The sequence below is a fragment of the Lentzea sp. NPDC051213 genome (assembly GCF_044455585.1).
Classification (GTDB): domain Bacteria; phylum Actinomycetota; class Actinomycetes; order Mycobacteriales; family Pseudonocardiaceae; genus Lentzea.
The window spans coordinates 1,216,901-1,231,410 of record NZ_JBITEX010000001.1 but is presented as its reverse complement, the minus strand read 5'-3'; the positions used below and the strand labels follow the sequence as shown (position 1 = coordinate 1,231,410).

The following is a 14,510-nucleotide window of genomic DNA, read 5'->3' as shown; positions in this document are numbered from 1 at the left end:
AACGGTTTCACCGCACCGATCGTCGCGGCGGCCTGACTGCGGCGCTTCCACCGTCGTGGGTGACCGCCGCCTGGCCCGTTCATCCGGCTGGGGTGAGGCCGTCCACGAGGTGCGCGGCCAGGCTGGACGGACAATCCACTTTGGAGGCCGCCGTGACCGATGTGACTGTGCCGCAGGGACGACAACGCTGGCTGGCCCGGCTCGCCTTCGTGACGGCGGGAACCGCCGTCGTGGTGGTGCTGGTGGCGGCCGGGGTGCGAGCCGGGATCGGGCTGGTGCTGGTCGGTGCGGCGGGGACGGTGATCGCGCTGGTGGGCGCCTGGTGGTTCCTCGCCCACCGCGGCCTGGTGCGATGGCTGGCCGGGATGCTGGTGCTGCTCGCACCGCTGACCGTCGTCGTCCTGTACGTGCAGGCTCGCTTGGCGTGGGTGGTCATCGTGTGTGCGCTGCTGTGGGTGATCGCGCTGGCCTGTGCACGGCGCGCGCTCGCTCTGGGCGGCGAGTCAGGCCGTCCGGCCGAACTGGAGGTGCCACCGCCCCGGCGGCCGTACCTGATCATGAACCCGCGGTCCGGTGGCGGGAAGGTCGGGCGGTTCGGCCTCCCGGAACTGGCGAGGGTGCGCGGCGCGGAGGTCTGCGTGCTCGACGGGTCGCAGGACGTCGCCGTGATCGCCCGCCGAGCTGTCGACGAGGGTGCCGACCTGCTCGGGGTGGCGGGAGGTGATGGCACCCAGGCGATCGTGGCCGGCATCGCGGCGGAACACGGGGTGCCCTTCATGGTCATCTCTGCGGGCACTCGCAACCACTTCGCCCTCGACCTCGGTCTGGACCGGGACGATCCCCGCCGTTGCCTGGACGCGCTCACCGACGGCGTCGAGGTACGGGTGGATCTCGGCATGGCCGGGAACCGCGTCTTCGTCAACAACGCGTCGTTCGGCGCGTACGCCGAGGTTGTGCGGAGCCCCGCCTACCGCGACGGCAAGACGCGCACGACGCTGAACCTGTTGCCCGGCCTGCTGATCGGGCCGCGGGCGGCGGCGCTGCGGGTGCGGGTGGGCGGGGCCTGGCTGACCGGGGCGCAGGCGGTGCTGATCAGCAACAACCCGTACGGGTCAGGCGACCTGGCAGGGCTGGGACGCAGGCCGCGGCTCGACTGCGGCGCGCTGGGCGTGCTCGCGGTGACAGTGCGCAACGCGGCCGAAGCCGCCGGCCTGGTGCGCGGCCGGCGGCGGTCGAGTGCGATGTACGTGGCGACGGCGACGGAGGTCGTCGTCACGGCGGGCACACCGTCGTTGCCGGTCGGTGTGGACGGAGAGGCGGTCACGATGCCGACTCCCGTGCGGTGTGCGGTCAGGCCAGGGGCGTTGCGCGTGCGGGTGCCGCGCCACAGGCCCGGGGTGCAGCCGCACCGGCCCGAGGTGGACTGGGCGCGGTTACGTGGGCTGGCCCTGTCCTAGTGGCGTGGCTCAGAACACTAGCGGCGCCAGGACACTCGGCGGGCCGTGCGCCGAGCTACCCGGCGTGATCCGAACATCCCAGGAACTCCCCTTGTTCGTCGCACCGTGCGTCGTGCGGTGCGGCGGGCCACGCGGCGTGATCCGAACACGTCTGCCTCCTCATGCCTTCGAGCCTGCCGTTTCCAGGTCGTGCAGTTCTTTGGCCTCTTCCGCGTTCACCAGCCCGATCGCGATCAGGTCGAAGGGGCTGATGAACCCATCGGAGATGCGGAAGCCCCTGGCACGGGCAACGGCGTCGCGCAGCGGCACGGCCCAGTGGTGCTCGATGAGCAGGAGCGCCGCCGCGCTGTCGTTGGGAATGTCGGCGAGCACGTCCCACGCGTCCGCGTCGTTGAACGGGTGGACGCCTCCTTTTTCCGCGGCCGACTCGGCTCCCGCGACCGCGCCGGACTCGGCGCCTGCCTGTCCCGCGGCACCGAGGCCGATCAGCGCGCCGATCTTGCTGCCCAGCTCGACCGCTTCCGCGGGCGAGAGATTGCTCAGGTGCTCAACCGCGATGGTGCCCTGCGGGTCCTTGTGGACGGCGATGGCATCGATCACGCGGATGGTGTCGGTCTTGCGGAGCTTCTCCAGTTCGGCGATCACCTCACCGCGGAAGTCCGGGTGGGTGAAGCCCAGCACGATCAGTTGGATCGGCCCGATGGCCATACGACCCCTCCTCGATTCGATCAGTCGTCTCATCGTCGTGGCGCGTGGACCAAGGCCACCTCATCCGCTGCGGGTGGAACGCATGGCGAACACGGTCACCAGCAGCTCGTAGACCGCCAGCACCGCCGCGATCCACAACAGAGCCGTCGACGACGAGATCAGCAGCGCGAGCACGATCGCCACGGCGACGCCTCCCACGCGTACCGCGTCGAGGTGCGGTGCGGTCCAATGTGGACCGTGTGCGGCAAGTGCCTGCCGGCCCGTCACGGCACCACGGCGGATCGCGTCCCAGGCCGCGACGGTCCGGCGGCGCAGCCACACCGGTCCCCTGCCCGGTCCGATCACGTACATCAGCAGGGCCAGCAGCAGGCCTGTCCAGATCATCTGCCAGCCGCGCGTGCGCAGCTGGCTGAAGACCGTCGTCAGCACGTCTGCGGCACCGTCGCGGTAGAGCCCCTCCGGCACGCCCGCGAGGATCTGCTGCCGGACCGCGCGCAGCGCCACCGTGACCACCACCGCGGAGACGACCAGCCACAGACCTAGCTGCAGCGCCGTGCGCCGGCGGTCAGGCGAGACGAGCAACGCGAGCACGAGCAGCAGAAGAGTGCTGAGCAGAAACAGGATGAGGCTTCGCTTGGCCGTCGCCACGGCTTGCTGGGCCGCCCACAACTGCCCGGAGTCGTAGACGGTGAACTGCGCGAAGTTCGCAGGCAACGTGACGCCGAGCGAATCCTGCACCCGGAGGCGCAGATCCGCCGGGATCTCCCCGCTGCTGAGGTCGGGCAGCGAGAGCTGCTTGCCGAACAGGGTGGGCAGCTGCGCGCTGAGCGTCCGGAGCATCTCGTTGATCAACGGCAGCAGGTCGATGTCGACCCGGTCCTGGTGGACGGCCACGACGTTGCTGTCGCCCTCGATGACGGCGAGTGCGCGTTGGTGGGCGCGGCGGTTGAGCTCGGTCCAGACGCGCTGGAACTGGTCGCTGCCCAGGACTTTCGTGGCCGTCGCGCGCACAGGGGCGTGGAGCTGGCTCGCCAGTGGCCCTGCGACGAACGCGGCCTGCTCTGGCAGGACCGCCCGCAACCGCTGTTCGACGTCGACGGCCTCGAAGAGCTTGACCGTCGCGAAGTCCGCCACCGCCGCGGCGACCTCCGGGTCCTTCGGCAGGGGTGCGACCGTGGCGACCCAACGGTCGGTGTTGAGCGCGGTGCGTGCGCTCCAGATGCCGACGACGCTCATCACGAGCGCGAACGCCGTCAGCGCTATCAGCACGGCGGCACCGGCTCGACGAAGCATCCTCACCGTTGCCGCGCGCCGATGCCGACGGTCGAGCCGTGCCCGCAGCGCGTACACCTCTGCTCGCAACCGGAGCAGCTCATCAGGCTCGTTCGTCATGCCGGTCACCGCACCGGGCTCGATGTGGTCCGCGGCAGGAACGCGGCCGCCACCATGCCGCCGAGCGCGATCATCGCCAGTACGACCAGCGCCAGGGCGTACGAACGTTCCGGTGTCCTGGTGATGCCGGCGACGAGGATGGTGCCGGCGATCGCGGCGCCCAACGAGGATCCGAGGTTGGACACGCTGCGGGACAGGCCGGAGATCTCGCCCTGCAGGGCGTCGGGGAAGCTCGACTGCACGACGTTCACCGACGGGGTCAGCATCGCGCCGATGCCGAGTCCGATCAGGAAGAGGCCCGGCAGGAAGGCCCACACCCGCGGTGAGAGGGCGAGCAGGGCGAGGAAGAGCGCGATGCCGGTGATCGTGACGGCGAAGCCGGTCAGGACGAGGGTGCGCTGGGCGTGCCGTTTCGCGAGGCGCTCGGCCGACAGGGACGCGAGGAGCACGCCCGCGGTCGCCGCCGTGAGGATCAAGCCGGTCTCGATCGCGTTGTAGCCGCGCACGACCTGGAGGTAGGCCGAGACCACGAACGAGATGCCCATGAGCACGAGCCACTGCACGTTCTGCGTGACCAGGCCGAGGTTGGAGGTGCGGCTGCGGAACAAGTCGGTCGACAGCAACGGTTCGACGCCGGCGCGTTCCTTGGCGCGCACCGAATGGAAGAACCACACGAGCGTGAAAGCACCGGCGACGAGCAGCCCCACCATCAGCCAGAGGTTGTTGTCCGCTGCCAGCACGCCCGACACGATCAGGACGAGCCCCACTGACGACAACACCGCGCCACGGACGTCGAACGGCCGGGCCGGGTCCGGTGGTCTGGGATCCCGGACGTACCTGCGGCTCAACACGAAGATCACCACGACGACCAGCGCCTGGAACAGGAAGGCGACCCGCCAGCTGAGCGCCGTCGTGATCAGCCCGCCGATCAACGGTCCGGTGGCCGCGCCGATGCCCGCCATGCCGTTGATCGCGCCGAAGGCGCGGGCCCGCGAGGTGACGCCGGTGAACAGCATCGTCGCCAGGATGTAGACGGGCGGGATCAGCAGCGCGGTACCGACACCCTCGAGGATCGAGTTGCCGAGGATGAGGAGAGGCAGGCCAGGCGCGAACGCGCTCAGCACGGCACCGGCGCCATAGACGGCCAGTCCCGCGGTGAGACATCTCTTGCGGCCGTAGCGATCGGTCAGCTTGCCGCCGGGGATCATCAACGCCGCCATGACGAGCAGGAAGATCGTGATCGCCAGCTGGACGCCCTGGACGGTGGTGTCCAGGTCCCGGCTGATGTCGTTGATCATCACGTTCATGTTGGAGCCGGCGAAGCTGCAGATGAACTGGGCGAGGGCGAGGGGGACGAGCACTCTGCGCAAGGCGTTGGAGTCCACCCACGCAGACTCCAGCGGCAGTGTCCCGAGCGCTTCACGCGCCGTGGATGAGGCACCGCACCGGTACTCCTCCGTGGCGGGTGGTGTGCAGGCGACCGCGGGAGTGTTGTGTCGCAGGTGGACCGGAGCCGCCGGTTCCTTCTGGGAGGTGCGCGATGACCGGTCCAGTGGCCGCGAGGATCGCCACGGGTCTGGCCGCCCGCAAGGAAGTTCCGCTCGACGCCCACGCGCAGCCTCCGCAGGACGGTGGCCGGCCCGACCCGGTCGAGGTGCTCGCCGCACAGGACGGCACGCGGGTGCCGGAGCTGGTGCCCATCCGGTACGGCCGGATGCTGGCCTCGCCGTTCGCGTTCTTCCGCGGCGCGGCATCGGTGATGGCGGCCGACCTCGCGACGACTCCGTTCTCCGGTCTGACTTCTCAGCTCAGCGGGGACGCGCACATCGGCAACTTCGGGGTCTTCGCCTCCCCGGAGCGGCAACTGGTGTTCGACCTCAACGACTTCGACGAGACGCTGCCCGGCCCCTGGGAGTGGGACGTCAAACGCCTCGCGGCCAGCCTCGCCGTCGCCGCCCGGGAGAACGGGCTGGGGCGCAAGGCGAGGGCGACCGCCGTGCGCACCGCTGTCGGCCGGTACCGGTCGGCGATGGTCCACTTCGCACAGCAGGGCGATCTCGACGTGTGGTACGCCCACGCCGGGGTCGACGAGGTGGAGATCCTCCTCAAAGCACACGCGGACAAGGCCAAACAGCGCCGTTTCGCGCACGAGCAGGCAAAGGCCCGTGCGCGGGACAGCCTGCAGGCCTACCGGAAGCTGACCTCGGTCGTCGACGGATGCCGCCGCATCACCGCCGATCCGCCGCTCCTCGTGCCGGTCGGCCACCTGCTGCCCGACGCGGACCGGGAGGACCTGGAGTTCCAGATCCAGGACCTGCTCGCCGGCTACGCCGCCACCCTGTCCGCCGATCGACGTCATCTGATCAACGGGTTCCGGTTCGTCGACATGGCACGCAAGGTCGTCGGTGTCGGCAGTGTCGGTACCCGGTGCTGGATCGTGCTGCTGCACGGGCGTGACGAGAACGATCCGTTGCTGCTGCAGGTGAAGGAGGCGTCGCGATCGGTTCTCGCCGACCACCTGCCCCATCCTCCGCGCGCGAACCACCGCAGCGAGGGCGAACGGGTCGTGGCCGGGCAGCGGCTGATGCAGGCCGCCGGCGACATCTTTCTCGGCTGGGAGACCGCGGAAGGCATCGACGGACGCACCCGGGACTTCTACGTCCGGCAGTTGCGCGACTGGAAGGGCTCGGCCTCGGTCGAGACGATGGACGCGGTCGGCCTGCGGCTGTACGGCGCGCTGTGCGGGTGGACGTTGGCCAGAGCGCACGCGCGCACCGGCGACCGGATCGCGATGGCCGGGTACCTCGACGAGGGCAAAGCCTTCGACGTCGCGCTCGCCGAGTTCGCCGAGAGCTACGCGGATCGCAACGAGCAGGACTACCGGCTCCTGGCGCAGGCAGCGCGGTCCGGGCGGATAACAGTTCAAAGTGGACTGTGACGATCCCTCGCCAGGAACCGAATTCCACCTGAGGAGACCAAGCATGTGCCGATGGCTCGCGTATTCCGGTTCCCCTGTCCTGTTGGAGGAGCTCCTCTACGTCCCGGCGAACTCGCTCGTCACCCAGAGCAAGCACTCCCGGCTGGGAGTGGAGACCACCAACGGTGACGGCTTCGGTGTCGGCTGGTATGCGACCGCGCCGGCGCCGGGCCTGTTCCTCAGCACGGAACCCGCCTGGAACGACCGCAACCTGCGTGAGCTGGCAGCGCAGACCGCGGCGGGTGTCGTCTTCGCGCACGTCCGCGCCTCCACCGGCACAGCGGTCCAGCAGACCAACTGCCATCCGTTCCGGCACGGTCGCCGGCTGTGGATGCACAACGGGCTCATCGCCGATTTCCCGTTGGTGCGCCGGGAACTCTCGTTGGTGGTCGATCCCTCGCTCTACGCCGAGATCGAGGGATCGACCGACTCGGAGATCCTCTTCTTCCTCGCGCTGACCTTCGGCCTGGAGGAGGATCCGCCCACCGCCGTCGCCCGCACCGTCGGTTTCGTCGAGGCGATCGGCAGGAACCACGGCGTGGCGCATCCGATCCAGATGACGATCGCCACCACCGACGGCGAGACCACCTGGGCCTTCCGCTACTCCAGCGAAGGCAGGTCGCGCAGTCTGTTCCACAGCACCGACATCACGACGCTGCGGCAGCAGTATCCGGACAACCCGACACTGCACTCGCTCTCCCCCGACACGCGGCTCGTGGTGTCGGAACCGCTGGGCGACCTGCACGGTGCCTGGCGTGAGGTGCCGGAGTCGACCTGTCTCATCGCGCGGGGCGGCGTCGAGGAGCTCCGCCCGTTCCAGCCCCGCCGGTGACGGCAACGGCGTCGCCCGCTCCGGGTGATGCGGCAGGGGAGACCGTTGTTCCACACATCCGAGGCCGAACTGGAGGAACCACGATGATGGAACCCGCCGCACCGGTCGTTGCCGGTGTCGACGGCTCGTCGTCCGCGCTCGCCGCGGTGATGTGGGCCGCCGACGAATGCGCCCGGCGCTGCGCCCCGCTGCGGCTGGTGCACGCGTTCTCGTTGCTCACCGAAGAACATCTCGCCGTCACCGGGACGGGCGACGACGTCCGGCGCGCCGCCGAGGAGCGGGCCGTGGCGCGGCTGACCGAGGCCGCCGCGGCCGCCCGCGCCACGGAGCCGGAAGTGGAGGTAGCGACCGAGACGCTCAGCGGTGGCGCGACGAGCCTGCTGATCGAGGAGTCCCGGCGCGCGCGGCTGCTGGTGCTCGGAGCACAGGGCATCGGCAACGTCCGCGGCCTGCTGGTCGGGTCGACAGCGGCCGCACTCGCCTCGCACGGGAGGTGCCCGCTGGTGATCGTGCGTGGCCTGGCGGCGGTCGACGGCCCGATCGTGGTGGGCCACGACGGTTCGCCGACGAGCGAGGCCGCGCTGGCGTTCGCCTTCGAGGCCGCCTCACTGCGCGGAGCCCGGCTCACGGTGATCCTGTGCCGGCCCGGTTTCACCGTGGAGAGCGCTTACCACACCTCCCGTTTCGCCGCGGCCAGGGACGCGGCGGAGGATGACGACCGCGAGGTGCTCGCCAGGTGGCAGAACCGGTACCCGGACGTGCGGGTGGAGCGCGCAGTACCGCGGGACCGCCCGGTCAGGGTGCTCATGCGGTACGGCGCCGAGGCGCAGCTCCTGGTGGTGGGCAGTCATGGACGCGGCGGGTTCGACGGCATGTTGCTCGGCTCGACGAGTCAGGCTCTCGTTTCGCACGCGCCCTGTCCGTTGGTGGTCGTGACCTCGGCGGAACGGCGAGTCGGTCTCATCCGGTGACGGATGCGGGAAACCGCGCGCAGACACACCGAGGAGGCCGCGCACCGGCCGGATCGGGAAGACGTCGTTGCGGGACAACGACATCCACAGATCCGTGGGGTGCCGACCCCCTCGGGACCAGGGTGGGCCGCGTGCCAGATCGCTCTCGCCGGCTAGCGCCGCGAGCCTGCCCACCTCGACCGCGCCCAGACTTCCGCCGCCTGCGAACACGAACGCGGTCTTCACGACCCATTCTGCCGCCGGGGAGACCGGCTCACGAGGGGCCAGTCCCCCGCCGGCGTGATGTCGCCGGCCGAACCACCCGCGCCAGGTGACCCGCCGAAGGCCGCCCGCCACCAGCCTGGCGGTTCACCTGCTCTTCGTGTCATTGCACCCGTGGGGTTTCCCCGTGTTGCCGGCTGTGTGATCGGGTGCGCAGCAGGGCGGCAGCCCAGCCCGCGCGCGGGTCCGCGTCCACGAGCAGCACCTTCACCAGCACGGTGAGCGGCACCGCCAGCAGCGCGCCGAGCGGTCCGAGCACCCACGCCCAGAACGCCAGCGAGAGGAACGTCGTGGTCGTCGACAGCCCCGCGGCGTCGCCGGTGTAGCGGGGCTGCACCAGCGACTGCACCACGAAGTTCAGCACCCCGTACACCGCGAGCACCGCCACCGCGCGGCGCGTACCGTGCTGCAGCAGGGCGAGGGCGGCGGGCGGCAGCACCCCGAGCAGGAAGCCGACGGTGGGGATGTAGTTGGTGACGAAGGACAACACGCCCCACAGCAGGGCGAGCGGGATGCCCAGCAGTGCGAGCGCCACCGTGTCCAGTGCCGCCACGATCGCACCGAACACCGTCGTCACCAGCAGGTAGCGCCGGGTGCGGCGGGCGAACTCCCGCAGCGCGACGGTCAGGTGCGGCCGCTGGTCCGCGATCTCGGCCAGCCTGCTGTCCGTCCAGTGCACCTCGACGCCGAGAAACAGCAGCAGCGCCAACAGGAACACCAGGCTCGTGGTGAGCCCGGTCAGGTCGCTGAGCAGACCCCCGAGCGAGGAGAGCACCTTGCCGCGGTCGAGGCCGGCGAGCACGTGGTGCGCCTGCTGCACCAGGTGGTGGTCCGCGTACTCGGGCAGCATCCCGGCCAGCCGCACACCGGACACCACCACCGTCACCGCGATCGCGGTCAGCACCGCGTACACCAGCACCACGACAGCCGTCGTCGCCAACCACGACGGCGCGCCGCGGCCGCGCAGCCACCGGTGCGCGGGGCTGATCGCGATCACGATCAGCCCCGCCAGCACGGTGGGCGCCACCAGCCACGCGACCGCCTTGAGCCCGGCGACCACGACCACCGCCGACGCGGCGCCGAGCAGCATCGTCAATGCGCGTGGCATCAACGGGGTGACGACTCGAGCGCCGCCTCGTTGCCGTGCACCACGACGGCCCAGATCACCACCACGCACAGGGTGATGACGATCGTCGACCACAGCGGGTGCACCGAGACGAACGCGAGCTGTGCCACCGCGTTCACGACGGCGAGTATCACCGTGACCACCCTGGCCCACGCGGAGCCGGAGAGCAGCGCCGCGCCCGCGAGCGCCACGAGCACGCCGAGCAACAGGGTGATCCAGCCCCACGTGGTGAGGTCGAAGACGATCACCTGCTCGCCGTTGGCGACGTAGTACTCGCCGCGGAACAACCCGACGAGCCCCTCGATGGCGTTGAACGCCCCCATGACGATCATCATGATGCCCGCGAACCAGATCCAGCCGAGCCAGCCTGTGTCCTGCATCGTGCCTCCGTTGTGTAGCGAAGGGTTGGTGCGGCAACCGTGTACCGGCGCCGTCGCGTGGATCTTCACCCGCCGCGTGTGAGTGCCAGGGCACGTGTCCGCTCCACCGGGTGAAGACCGGGGTCTGTCCGCCGGTCGAGCCTCTTCACCATGACCACACCCCCATACGCGCCGATCGCCGATCACGGGCTGATCGGCGACCTTCAGACCACCGCGCTGGTGTCCACCGACGGCACCGTGGACTGGTTCTGCTGCCCTCGGTTCGACTCGCCCTCGGTGTTCGCCTCGCTGCTGGACCGCAAGCGCGGCGGGTTCTGCCGCATCCGGCCCGCCGGGTTCACCGGCACCGGAAAGCAGCTGTACTTCCCGGACACGGCGGTGCTGATCACCCGGTTCATGACAGAGGGCGGCACCGGGGAGGTCATCGACTTCATGCCGCCGCTGCCGGACGAGGGTGCCACCGAACGGCACCGGCTCGTTCGCCTGGTGCGGTGCGTCCGCGGGCGGATCACGTTCGAGCTCGACGTGGCCCCGCGGTTCGACTACGGCCGCCGGGCCCACCGCGCGCACCTCACCGACGACGGAGTGATCTTCGCGTGCGGCGAGTTCGGCGTGGTGCTGCACGCCGTGCGTGAACCGGGAGACGCCCGGCTGATGTCCGGGCAGATCACCGACACCGGCGACCTGCGCGCCACGATCTCCCTGGAGGAAGGGCAGACCCGCGGCGTCGTGCTGGAGTCCGGTGTGGACGGTCCGCCGCGCGCCGTCCCCGCCGCGGAGGCGCAGTCGCTGTTCGAGCGGACCGTGCGGTTCTGGCACGACTGGCTCGCCCGCGGCACCTACCGGGGCCGGTGGCGGGAAGCGGTCGATCGTTCCGCCATCACCCTGAAGCTGCTCACCTACGCGCCGACCGGGGCGATCGTCGCCGCCCCGACGGCAGGACTGCCCGAACAGCTCGGCGGCGAGCGCAACTGGGACTACCGCTACACCTGGATCAGGGACGCCTCGTTCGCCGTCGGGTCGTTGCTGCGACTGGGATACACCGACGAGGCGGCGGCGTTCGGCGGCTGGCTCACCGAGCGGTTCGTGGAGGGTGAACCGCTGCGGGTGATGTACGCGGTCGACGGGTCGGCCGACCTCATCGAACACGTGCTCGACCACTGGGAGGGGCATCGGGGGTCGACACCCGTGCGGGTGGGCAACGACGCGGCCGGGCAGTTGCAGCTCGACATCTACGGCGAACTGCTGGACAGCGTGCACGCCGCCCACCTGAGCGGCGTGCGCATCGGGCATCGGGGCTGGCACGCGGTGGTCGAGCTGCTGGACTGGCTGGCGGAGAACTGGAACCAGCCGGAGGAGGGGATCTGGGAGACGCGGGGAGGACGCGCGGACTTCACCTACGGCCGGGTGATGAGCTGGGTCGCGTTCGACCGGGCGATCCGCATCGCCGAGAGCGAGGGAAAACCCGCGCCGGTGGCGCGGTGGCGCTCGCAGCGCGACCGGATCTACGGCCAGATCTGGGAGCAGGGGTGGGATCACCGCACCGGAGCGTTCGTGCAGCGGTACGGCTCGCAGGTCCTCGACGCGTCGTTGCTGCGGATGGCACAGGTGGGGTTCGTCGCGCCACGCGACCCGGTCTGGCTGGACGCACTCGACGCGATGGAGTCGCTGGTCAGCGACAGCCTCGTGCGGCGCTACGACACGGACGCGGCACCTGACGGACTGCGTGGCTCGGAGGGCTCGTTCTCGTTGTGCACCTTCAACTACGTGACCGCGCTGACGTTGTCGGGACAGGCCCGCAAGGCACGGCTGGTGTTCGAGAAGATGCTGACCTACGGCAACCACGTGGGGCTCTACGCCGAGGAGATCGCGGTGACCGGGGAACAGCTGGGCAACTTCCCGCAGGCGTTCACCCACCTGGCCCTCATCGACGCCGCCGTCACCCTCGACGAGCAGCTCACTCGCGACGGGTGAGGACGCGGCGGTGCCCGCCTCGAACAGTGATCGGCATGGCGACTTTGACCGTGTGGAAGTTCGACACGACCGAGGGAGCGCACAGCGCGCTCCAGGAGCTGACGAAGCTGCAGGACCAGCAGCTGATCGTCGTCCGCGACGCGGCCTACGTGTACTGGGAGCCGGACGCGAAACGGCCGAAGACCAGGGAGCTCGGCAAGCTCACCGGTGCGGGAGCGCTCGGCGGCGGCTTCTGGGGGCTGTTGTTCGGGCTGATCTTCTTCGTGCCCGTGCTGGGTGCGGCGATCGGCGCGGGCGTCGGCGCGCTGGCCGGATCGATGTCCCGTGCGGGCATCGACGACGACTTCATCAAGGAGGTCGGGGACACCATCACGCCCGGTACGTCCGCGCTGTTCGTGATGTCCGAGCACGCCGTCGTCGACCGGGTGGCCGAGAGGTTCAAGCCGACCGGCGCCACCCTGCTGACCACCAACCTCACGACCGAGCAGGAAGAGCTGCTGCGGGAGACGTTCGCGTCCTGACCCGCACGATGATCGCGGCGGTGGCCGGCAGGCAACGGCTGCCGGGGTGCTGCGCCTGCGCGCCTCCGCCCGCCGATGGACCGGCCGGAGCACGGAACACCGTGCTCCGGCCGGTTCTGGCGTTCGTTCTGGCGTTCACCGTGCCGGATCCCCTGCCTGCACCTGCACGGCCGCCTCACTCAACAGGGAATGCACAACCCGCAGCACGTCCGCGACGTGGTCGCGATGCTCGCTGATCACGTCGGCCCGGCGGGTCGCCTCCCGCACGAGGCTCTCCGCCCGCCGGCGCGCGGTCTCCTCCATCAGCCGCACGTCGTGGCAGGTCCGCCTGCGCCGCAACGCCAGCGCCAGCTCGAAGTCCTCGGTGACCTTCGCCCGGTGGCGGGCTGCCGCCTCGTCCAGCGCACGGCGGCCCGCCTCCCCCTCCCGCAGGATCCGTGCCATGCGCACACGGGTCTGGGCCAGCAACTCCCGATGCTCGGCCTGCGTGCGGCGGGCAGACTCCCGTGCGTGGTCCTCCAGCGCGGTGGCCCGTTCGGTGATCTCAGCCGCCTGAGCGAACGCTGTCTCCACGACGTACCGCAGGCGTTCGCCGGCCGCGTACGGGGACTGCGGCACGGCGCGCAGCCGGTCTAGCCGCTCCCGCAGCGCGCGGTTCTCCTCCCGCTCGCGCTTCAGGTGCCCGGCGAGTGCCTCCGCTCTGGCCTCCGCCGCGTCGCGGTCCGCGGTGAGCGCCTCGATGTCGCGCTCCGCCTCGTGGACGTAGCACCACACCTGATCGCGACGAAAACCCAGCCACGCGACGTCGAACCCGGTGCGCAGCGGCACCAGCTCCGCGGTCACGGCCGCACCAGGGTCAGCGGCACGCGGCACAGCGCCCCGATGCCGTCCTCGGGAGCACGCCGGGTACCGGCGGTGATCACGTGGACCCGCGAACCGCTCAGCAACGCCGCGCGCACCGCCACGTCCGCGAGCAGCCCGCAGCGGCGGCGAGATCCCGCGGGGTGGCCGGGAGCGACGTCGGTCGGCGCGAGGCCGTACCACGCGGTGGCGGTGACGTCCTCCGGCTGACCGACGAACAGGTCGTCCACCCTGCCGGCTGCCAGTGCGCCGAGGGTGTCGTCCACGCCCTCCACCCCCAGCTGCCGGGCGCGCCCGCGTTCGTGGAAGTCCGCCAGCACTCCCGCGGTCCACGTGTGGGCGGCCGCGCGCACCTCGTCCTCGACTCTGCTCGGGCTCAGGTCGGTGCCGACCCTGCGAACCGTCGTGTCGCGCCGGACGGGTGCGGGAAGCGCGTCCCACAACGCAACCGCCACGTCGTCCTCCCCCGCCACGATCAGCACCCTGGCGTCCTCCCGGGCCAGCATCGCCGCGGCAGCCGCCGCAGCGGATCGCACACCCTCGCGCCAGTTCCAGCCGCCGTAGCACAACGACACCCGTCCGGTGCCGGCCGTGCCCAGCTCGGCGGTCTCGCGGTCGGCGGCCACGACCACGCACGGCGGCCGCTCCTGCACCCAAGCGAGCAGCGGGAGCACATGCGCGGGCGAGCTGAACCAAGCGTGGTCCAGATGGTGCAGTCCCGGCGCGTGGAAGACCCGCGGTGGCACCTCGTAGCCCGCGAACGCCACCAGCGTTCCCGCGGACGGATCAGCGGCGTGCGCCCGGTGCAGCGCGGCACCGATCGGACCGACGACGTCGTCGTCCGCCCCGTCGCCCCGCAGCTGGTCGGCGAGGCGAACCCAGCGCGACCGCCACGAGTGCGACGGACTCGATCCCATGTAGACGGACGCGACCGGCCGTGCGGGCCAGACGACGTCGATCAGATCCCGCAGCGCGGGTCGGCAGGTCTTGGGCACGGCAGCGACTCCTCTTTCCCCGTCATGGACTGGCCACAGGTTCCGGGGACGTGGT

Annotated in this window: 13 protein-coding genes; 6 read left to right on the top strand and 7 right to left on the bottom strand. The window is 70.7% G+C overall.

The annotated features are described in order from the left end of the window. Nucleotides 1-152: 152 nt before the first annotated feature. The gene (locus tag ACIA8G_RS05265) at nt 153-1,457 is read left to right on the top strand and encodes a diacylglycerol/lipid kinase family protein (RefSeq protein WP_396416992.1); all 1,305 of its coding nucleotides are present in this window, start codon (nt 153-155) and stop codon (nt 1,455-1,457) included. A 159-nt stretch (nt 1,458-1,616) separates the two neighbouring features. Here the strand turns inward: ACIA8G_RS05265 and ACIA8G_RS05260 are convergent, their stop codons facing one another. The 3 genes from ACIA8G_RS05260 to ACIA8G_RS05250 are packed head-to-tail and all read right to left on the bottom strand — an operon-like array spanning nt 1,617 to nt 4,942. Next, nucleotides 1,617-2,165, bottom strand: coding sequence for a hypothetical protein (locus ACIA8G_RS05260; protein WP_396416991.1), 549 nt, complete (start codon nt 2,163-2,165; stop codon nt 1,617-1,619). A 60-nt stretch (nt 2,166-2,225) separates the two neighbouring features. After that, a complete protein-coding gene (locus ACIA8G_RS05255; RefSeq protein ID WP_396416990.1) occupies nt 2,226-3,557 on the bottom strand; it encodes a hypothetical protein in 1,332 nt (443 codons plus the stop codon). Between the two features lie 5 nt (nt 3,558-3,562). Then, nucleotides 3,563-4,942: an MFS transporter gene (locus tag ACIA8G_RS05250; RefSeq protein WP_396416989.1), complete on the bottom strand. Its 1,380-nt coding sequence runs from the start codon at nt 4,940-4,942 to the stop codon at nt 3,563-3,565. A gap of 155 nt (nt 4,943-5,097) precedes the next feature. Here ACIA8G_RS05250 and ACIA8G_RS05245 point away from each other — a divergent pair, with 155 nt between their 5' ends. The 3 genes from ACIA8G_RS05245 to ACIA8G_RS05235 all read left to right on the top strand — a co-directional run bounded on the left by ACIA8G_RS05245 (nt 5,098) and on the right by ACIA8G_RS05235 (nt 8,337). Next, nucleotides 5,098-6,495 carry a DUF2252 domain-containing protein gene (locus tag ACIA8G_RS05245; RefSeq protein ID WP_396416988.1) on the top strand — a complete coding sequence of 466 codons (1,398 nt, stop codon included), beginning with the start codon at nt 5,098-5,100 and terminating at the stop codon, nt 6,493-6,495. 43 nt (nt 6,496-6,538) lie between these two features. Next, entirely contained in the window at nt 6,539-7,366 is an 828-nt protein-coding gene (locus ACIA8G_RS05240; RefSeq protein ID WP_396416987.1) for a class II glutamine amidotransferase, read from the top strand. Nucleotides 7,367-7,449: 83 nt separating this feature from the next. Continuing rightward, nucleotides 7,450-8,337 carry a universal stress protein gene (locus tag ACIA8G_RS05235; RefSeq protein ID WP_396416986.1) on the top strand — a complete coding sequence of 296 codons (888 nt, stop codon included), beginning with the start codon at nt 7,450-7,452 and terminating at the stop codon, nt 8,335-8,337. Between the two features lie 364 nt (nt 8,338-8,701). Here ACIA8G_RS05235 and ACIA8G_RS05230 read toward each other — a convergent pair whose 3' ends face one another. Beyond that, the gene (locus tag ACIA8G_RS05230; RefSeq protein ID WP_396416985.1) at nt 8,702-9,706 is read right to left on the bottom strand and encodes an AI-2E family transporter; all 1,005 of its coding nucleotides are present in this window, start codon (nt 9,704-9,706) and stop codon (nt 8,702-8,704) included. Beyond that, the gene (locus ACIA8G_RS05225) at nt 9,706-10,104 is read right to left on the bottom strand and encodes a hypothetical protein (RefSeq protein ID WP_396416984.1); all 399 of its coding nucleotides are present in this window, start codon (nt 10,102-10,104) and stop codon (nt 9,706-9,708) included. Before ACIA8G_RS05225 ends, ACIA8G_RS05230 begins: the two co-directional genes overlap by 1 nt. 150 nt (nt 10,105-10,254) lie before the next feature. On the opposite strand from ACIA8G_RS05225, the gene ACIA8G_RS05220 reads away from it, so the two are divergent. Then, entirely contained in the window at nt 10,255-12,078 is a 1,824-nt protein-coding gene (locus ACIA8G_RS05220) for a glycoside hydrolase family 15 protein (RefSeq protein WP_396416983.1), read from the top strand. 35 nt (nt 12,079-12,113) lie between these two features. Further along, nucleotides 12,114-12,599, top strand: a complete 486-nt coding sequence (locus ACIA8G_RS05215; protein WP_396416982.1) for a DUF1269 domain-containing protein — start codon at nt 12,114-12,116, stop codon at nt 12,597-12,599. Between the two features lie 135 nt (nt 12,600-12,734). Here the strand turns inward: ACIA8G_RS05215 and ACIA8G_RS05210 are convergent, their stop codons facing one another. Together ACIA8G_RS05210 and ACIA8G_RS05205 are read right to left on the bottom strand one after the other, a co-directional pair. Beyond that, nucleotides 12,735-13,442 carry a hypothetical protein gene (locus ACIA8G_RS05210; protein WP_396416981.1) on the bottom strand — a complete coding sequence of 236 codons (708 nt, stop codon included), beginning with the start codon at nt 13,440-13,442 and terminating at the stop codon, nt 12,735-12,737. Continuing rightward, complete coding sequence (locus ACIA8G_RS05205; protein WP_396416980.1) at nt 13,439-14,455, bottom strand: hypothetical protein; 1,017 nt, start codon at nt 14,453-14,455, stop codon at nt 13,439-13,441. The genes ACIA8G_RS05210 and ACIA8G_RS05205 overlap by 4 nt, the downstream gene beginning before the upstream one ends. Nucleotides 14,456-14,510: the final 55 nt, after the last annotated feature.

Bases quoted from the DNA above. Each gene is read 5' to 3' on its own strand.
- ACIA8G_RS05235 (WP_396416986.1), top strand. From the start codon at position 7,450: ATGATGGAACCCGCCGCACCGGTCGTTGCCGGTGTCGACGGCTCGTCG.
- ACIA8G_RS05230 (WP_396416985.1), bottom strand. From the start codon at position 9,706: ATGCCACGCGCATTGACGATGCTGCTCGGCGCCGCGTCGGCGGTGGTC.
- ACIA8G_RS05220 (WP_396416983.1), top strand. From the start codon at position 10,255: ATGACCACACCCCCATACGCGCCGATCGCCGATCACGGGCTGATCGGC.
- ACIA8G_RS05255 (WP_396416990.1), bottom strand. From the start codon at position 3,557: ATGACGAACGAGCCTGATGAGCTGCTCCGGTTGCGAGCAGAGGTGTAC.
- ACIA8G_RS05240 (WP_396416987.1), top strand. From the start codon at position 6,539: ATGTGCCGATGGCTCGCGTATTCCGGTTCCCCTGTCCTGTTGGAGGAG.
- ACIA8G_RS05245 (WP_396416988.1), top strand. From the start codon at position 5,098: ATGACCGGTCCAGTGGCCGCGAGGATCGCCACGGGTCTGGCCGCCCGC.
- ACIA8G_RS05225 (WP_396416984.1), bottom strand. From the start codon at position 10,104: ATGCAGGACACAGGCTGGCTCGGCTGGATCTGGTTCGCGGGCATCATG.
- ACIA8G_RS05260 (WP_396416991.1), bottom strand. From the start codon at position 2,165: ATGGCCATCGGGCCGATCCAACTGATCGTGCTGGGCTTCACCCACCCG.
- ACIA8G_RS05215 (WP_396416982.1), top strand. From the start codon at position 12,114: ATGGCGACTTTGACCGTGTGGAAGTTCGACACGACCGAGGGAGCGCAC.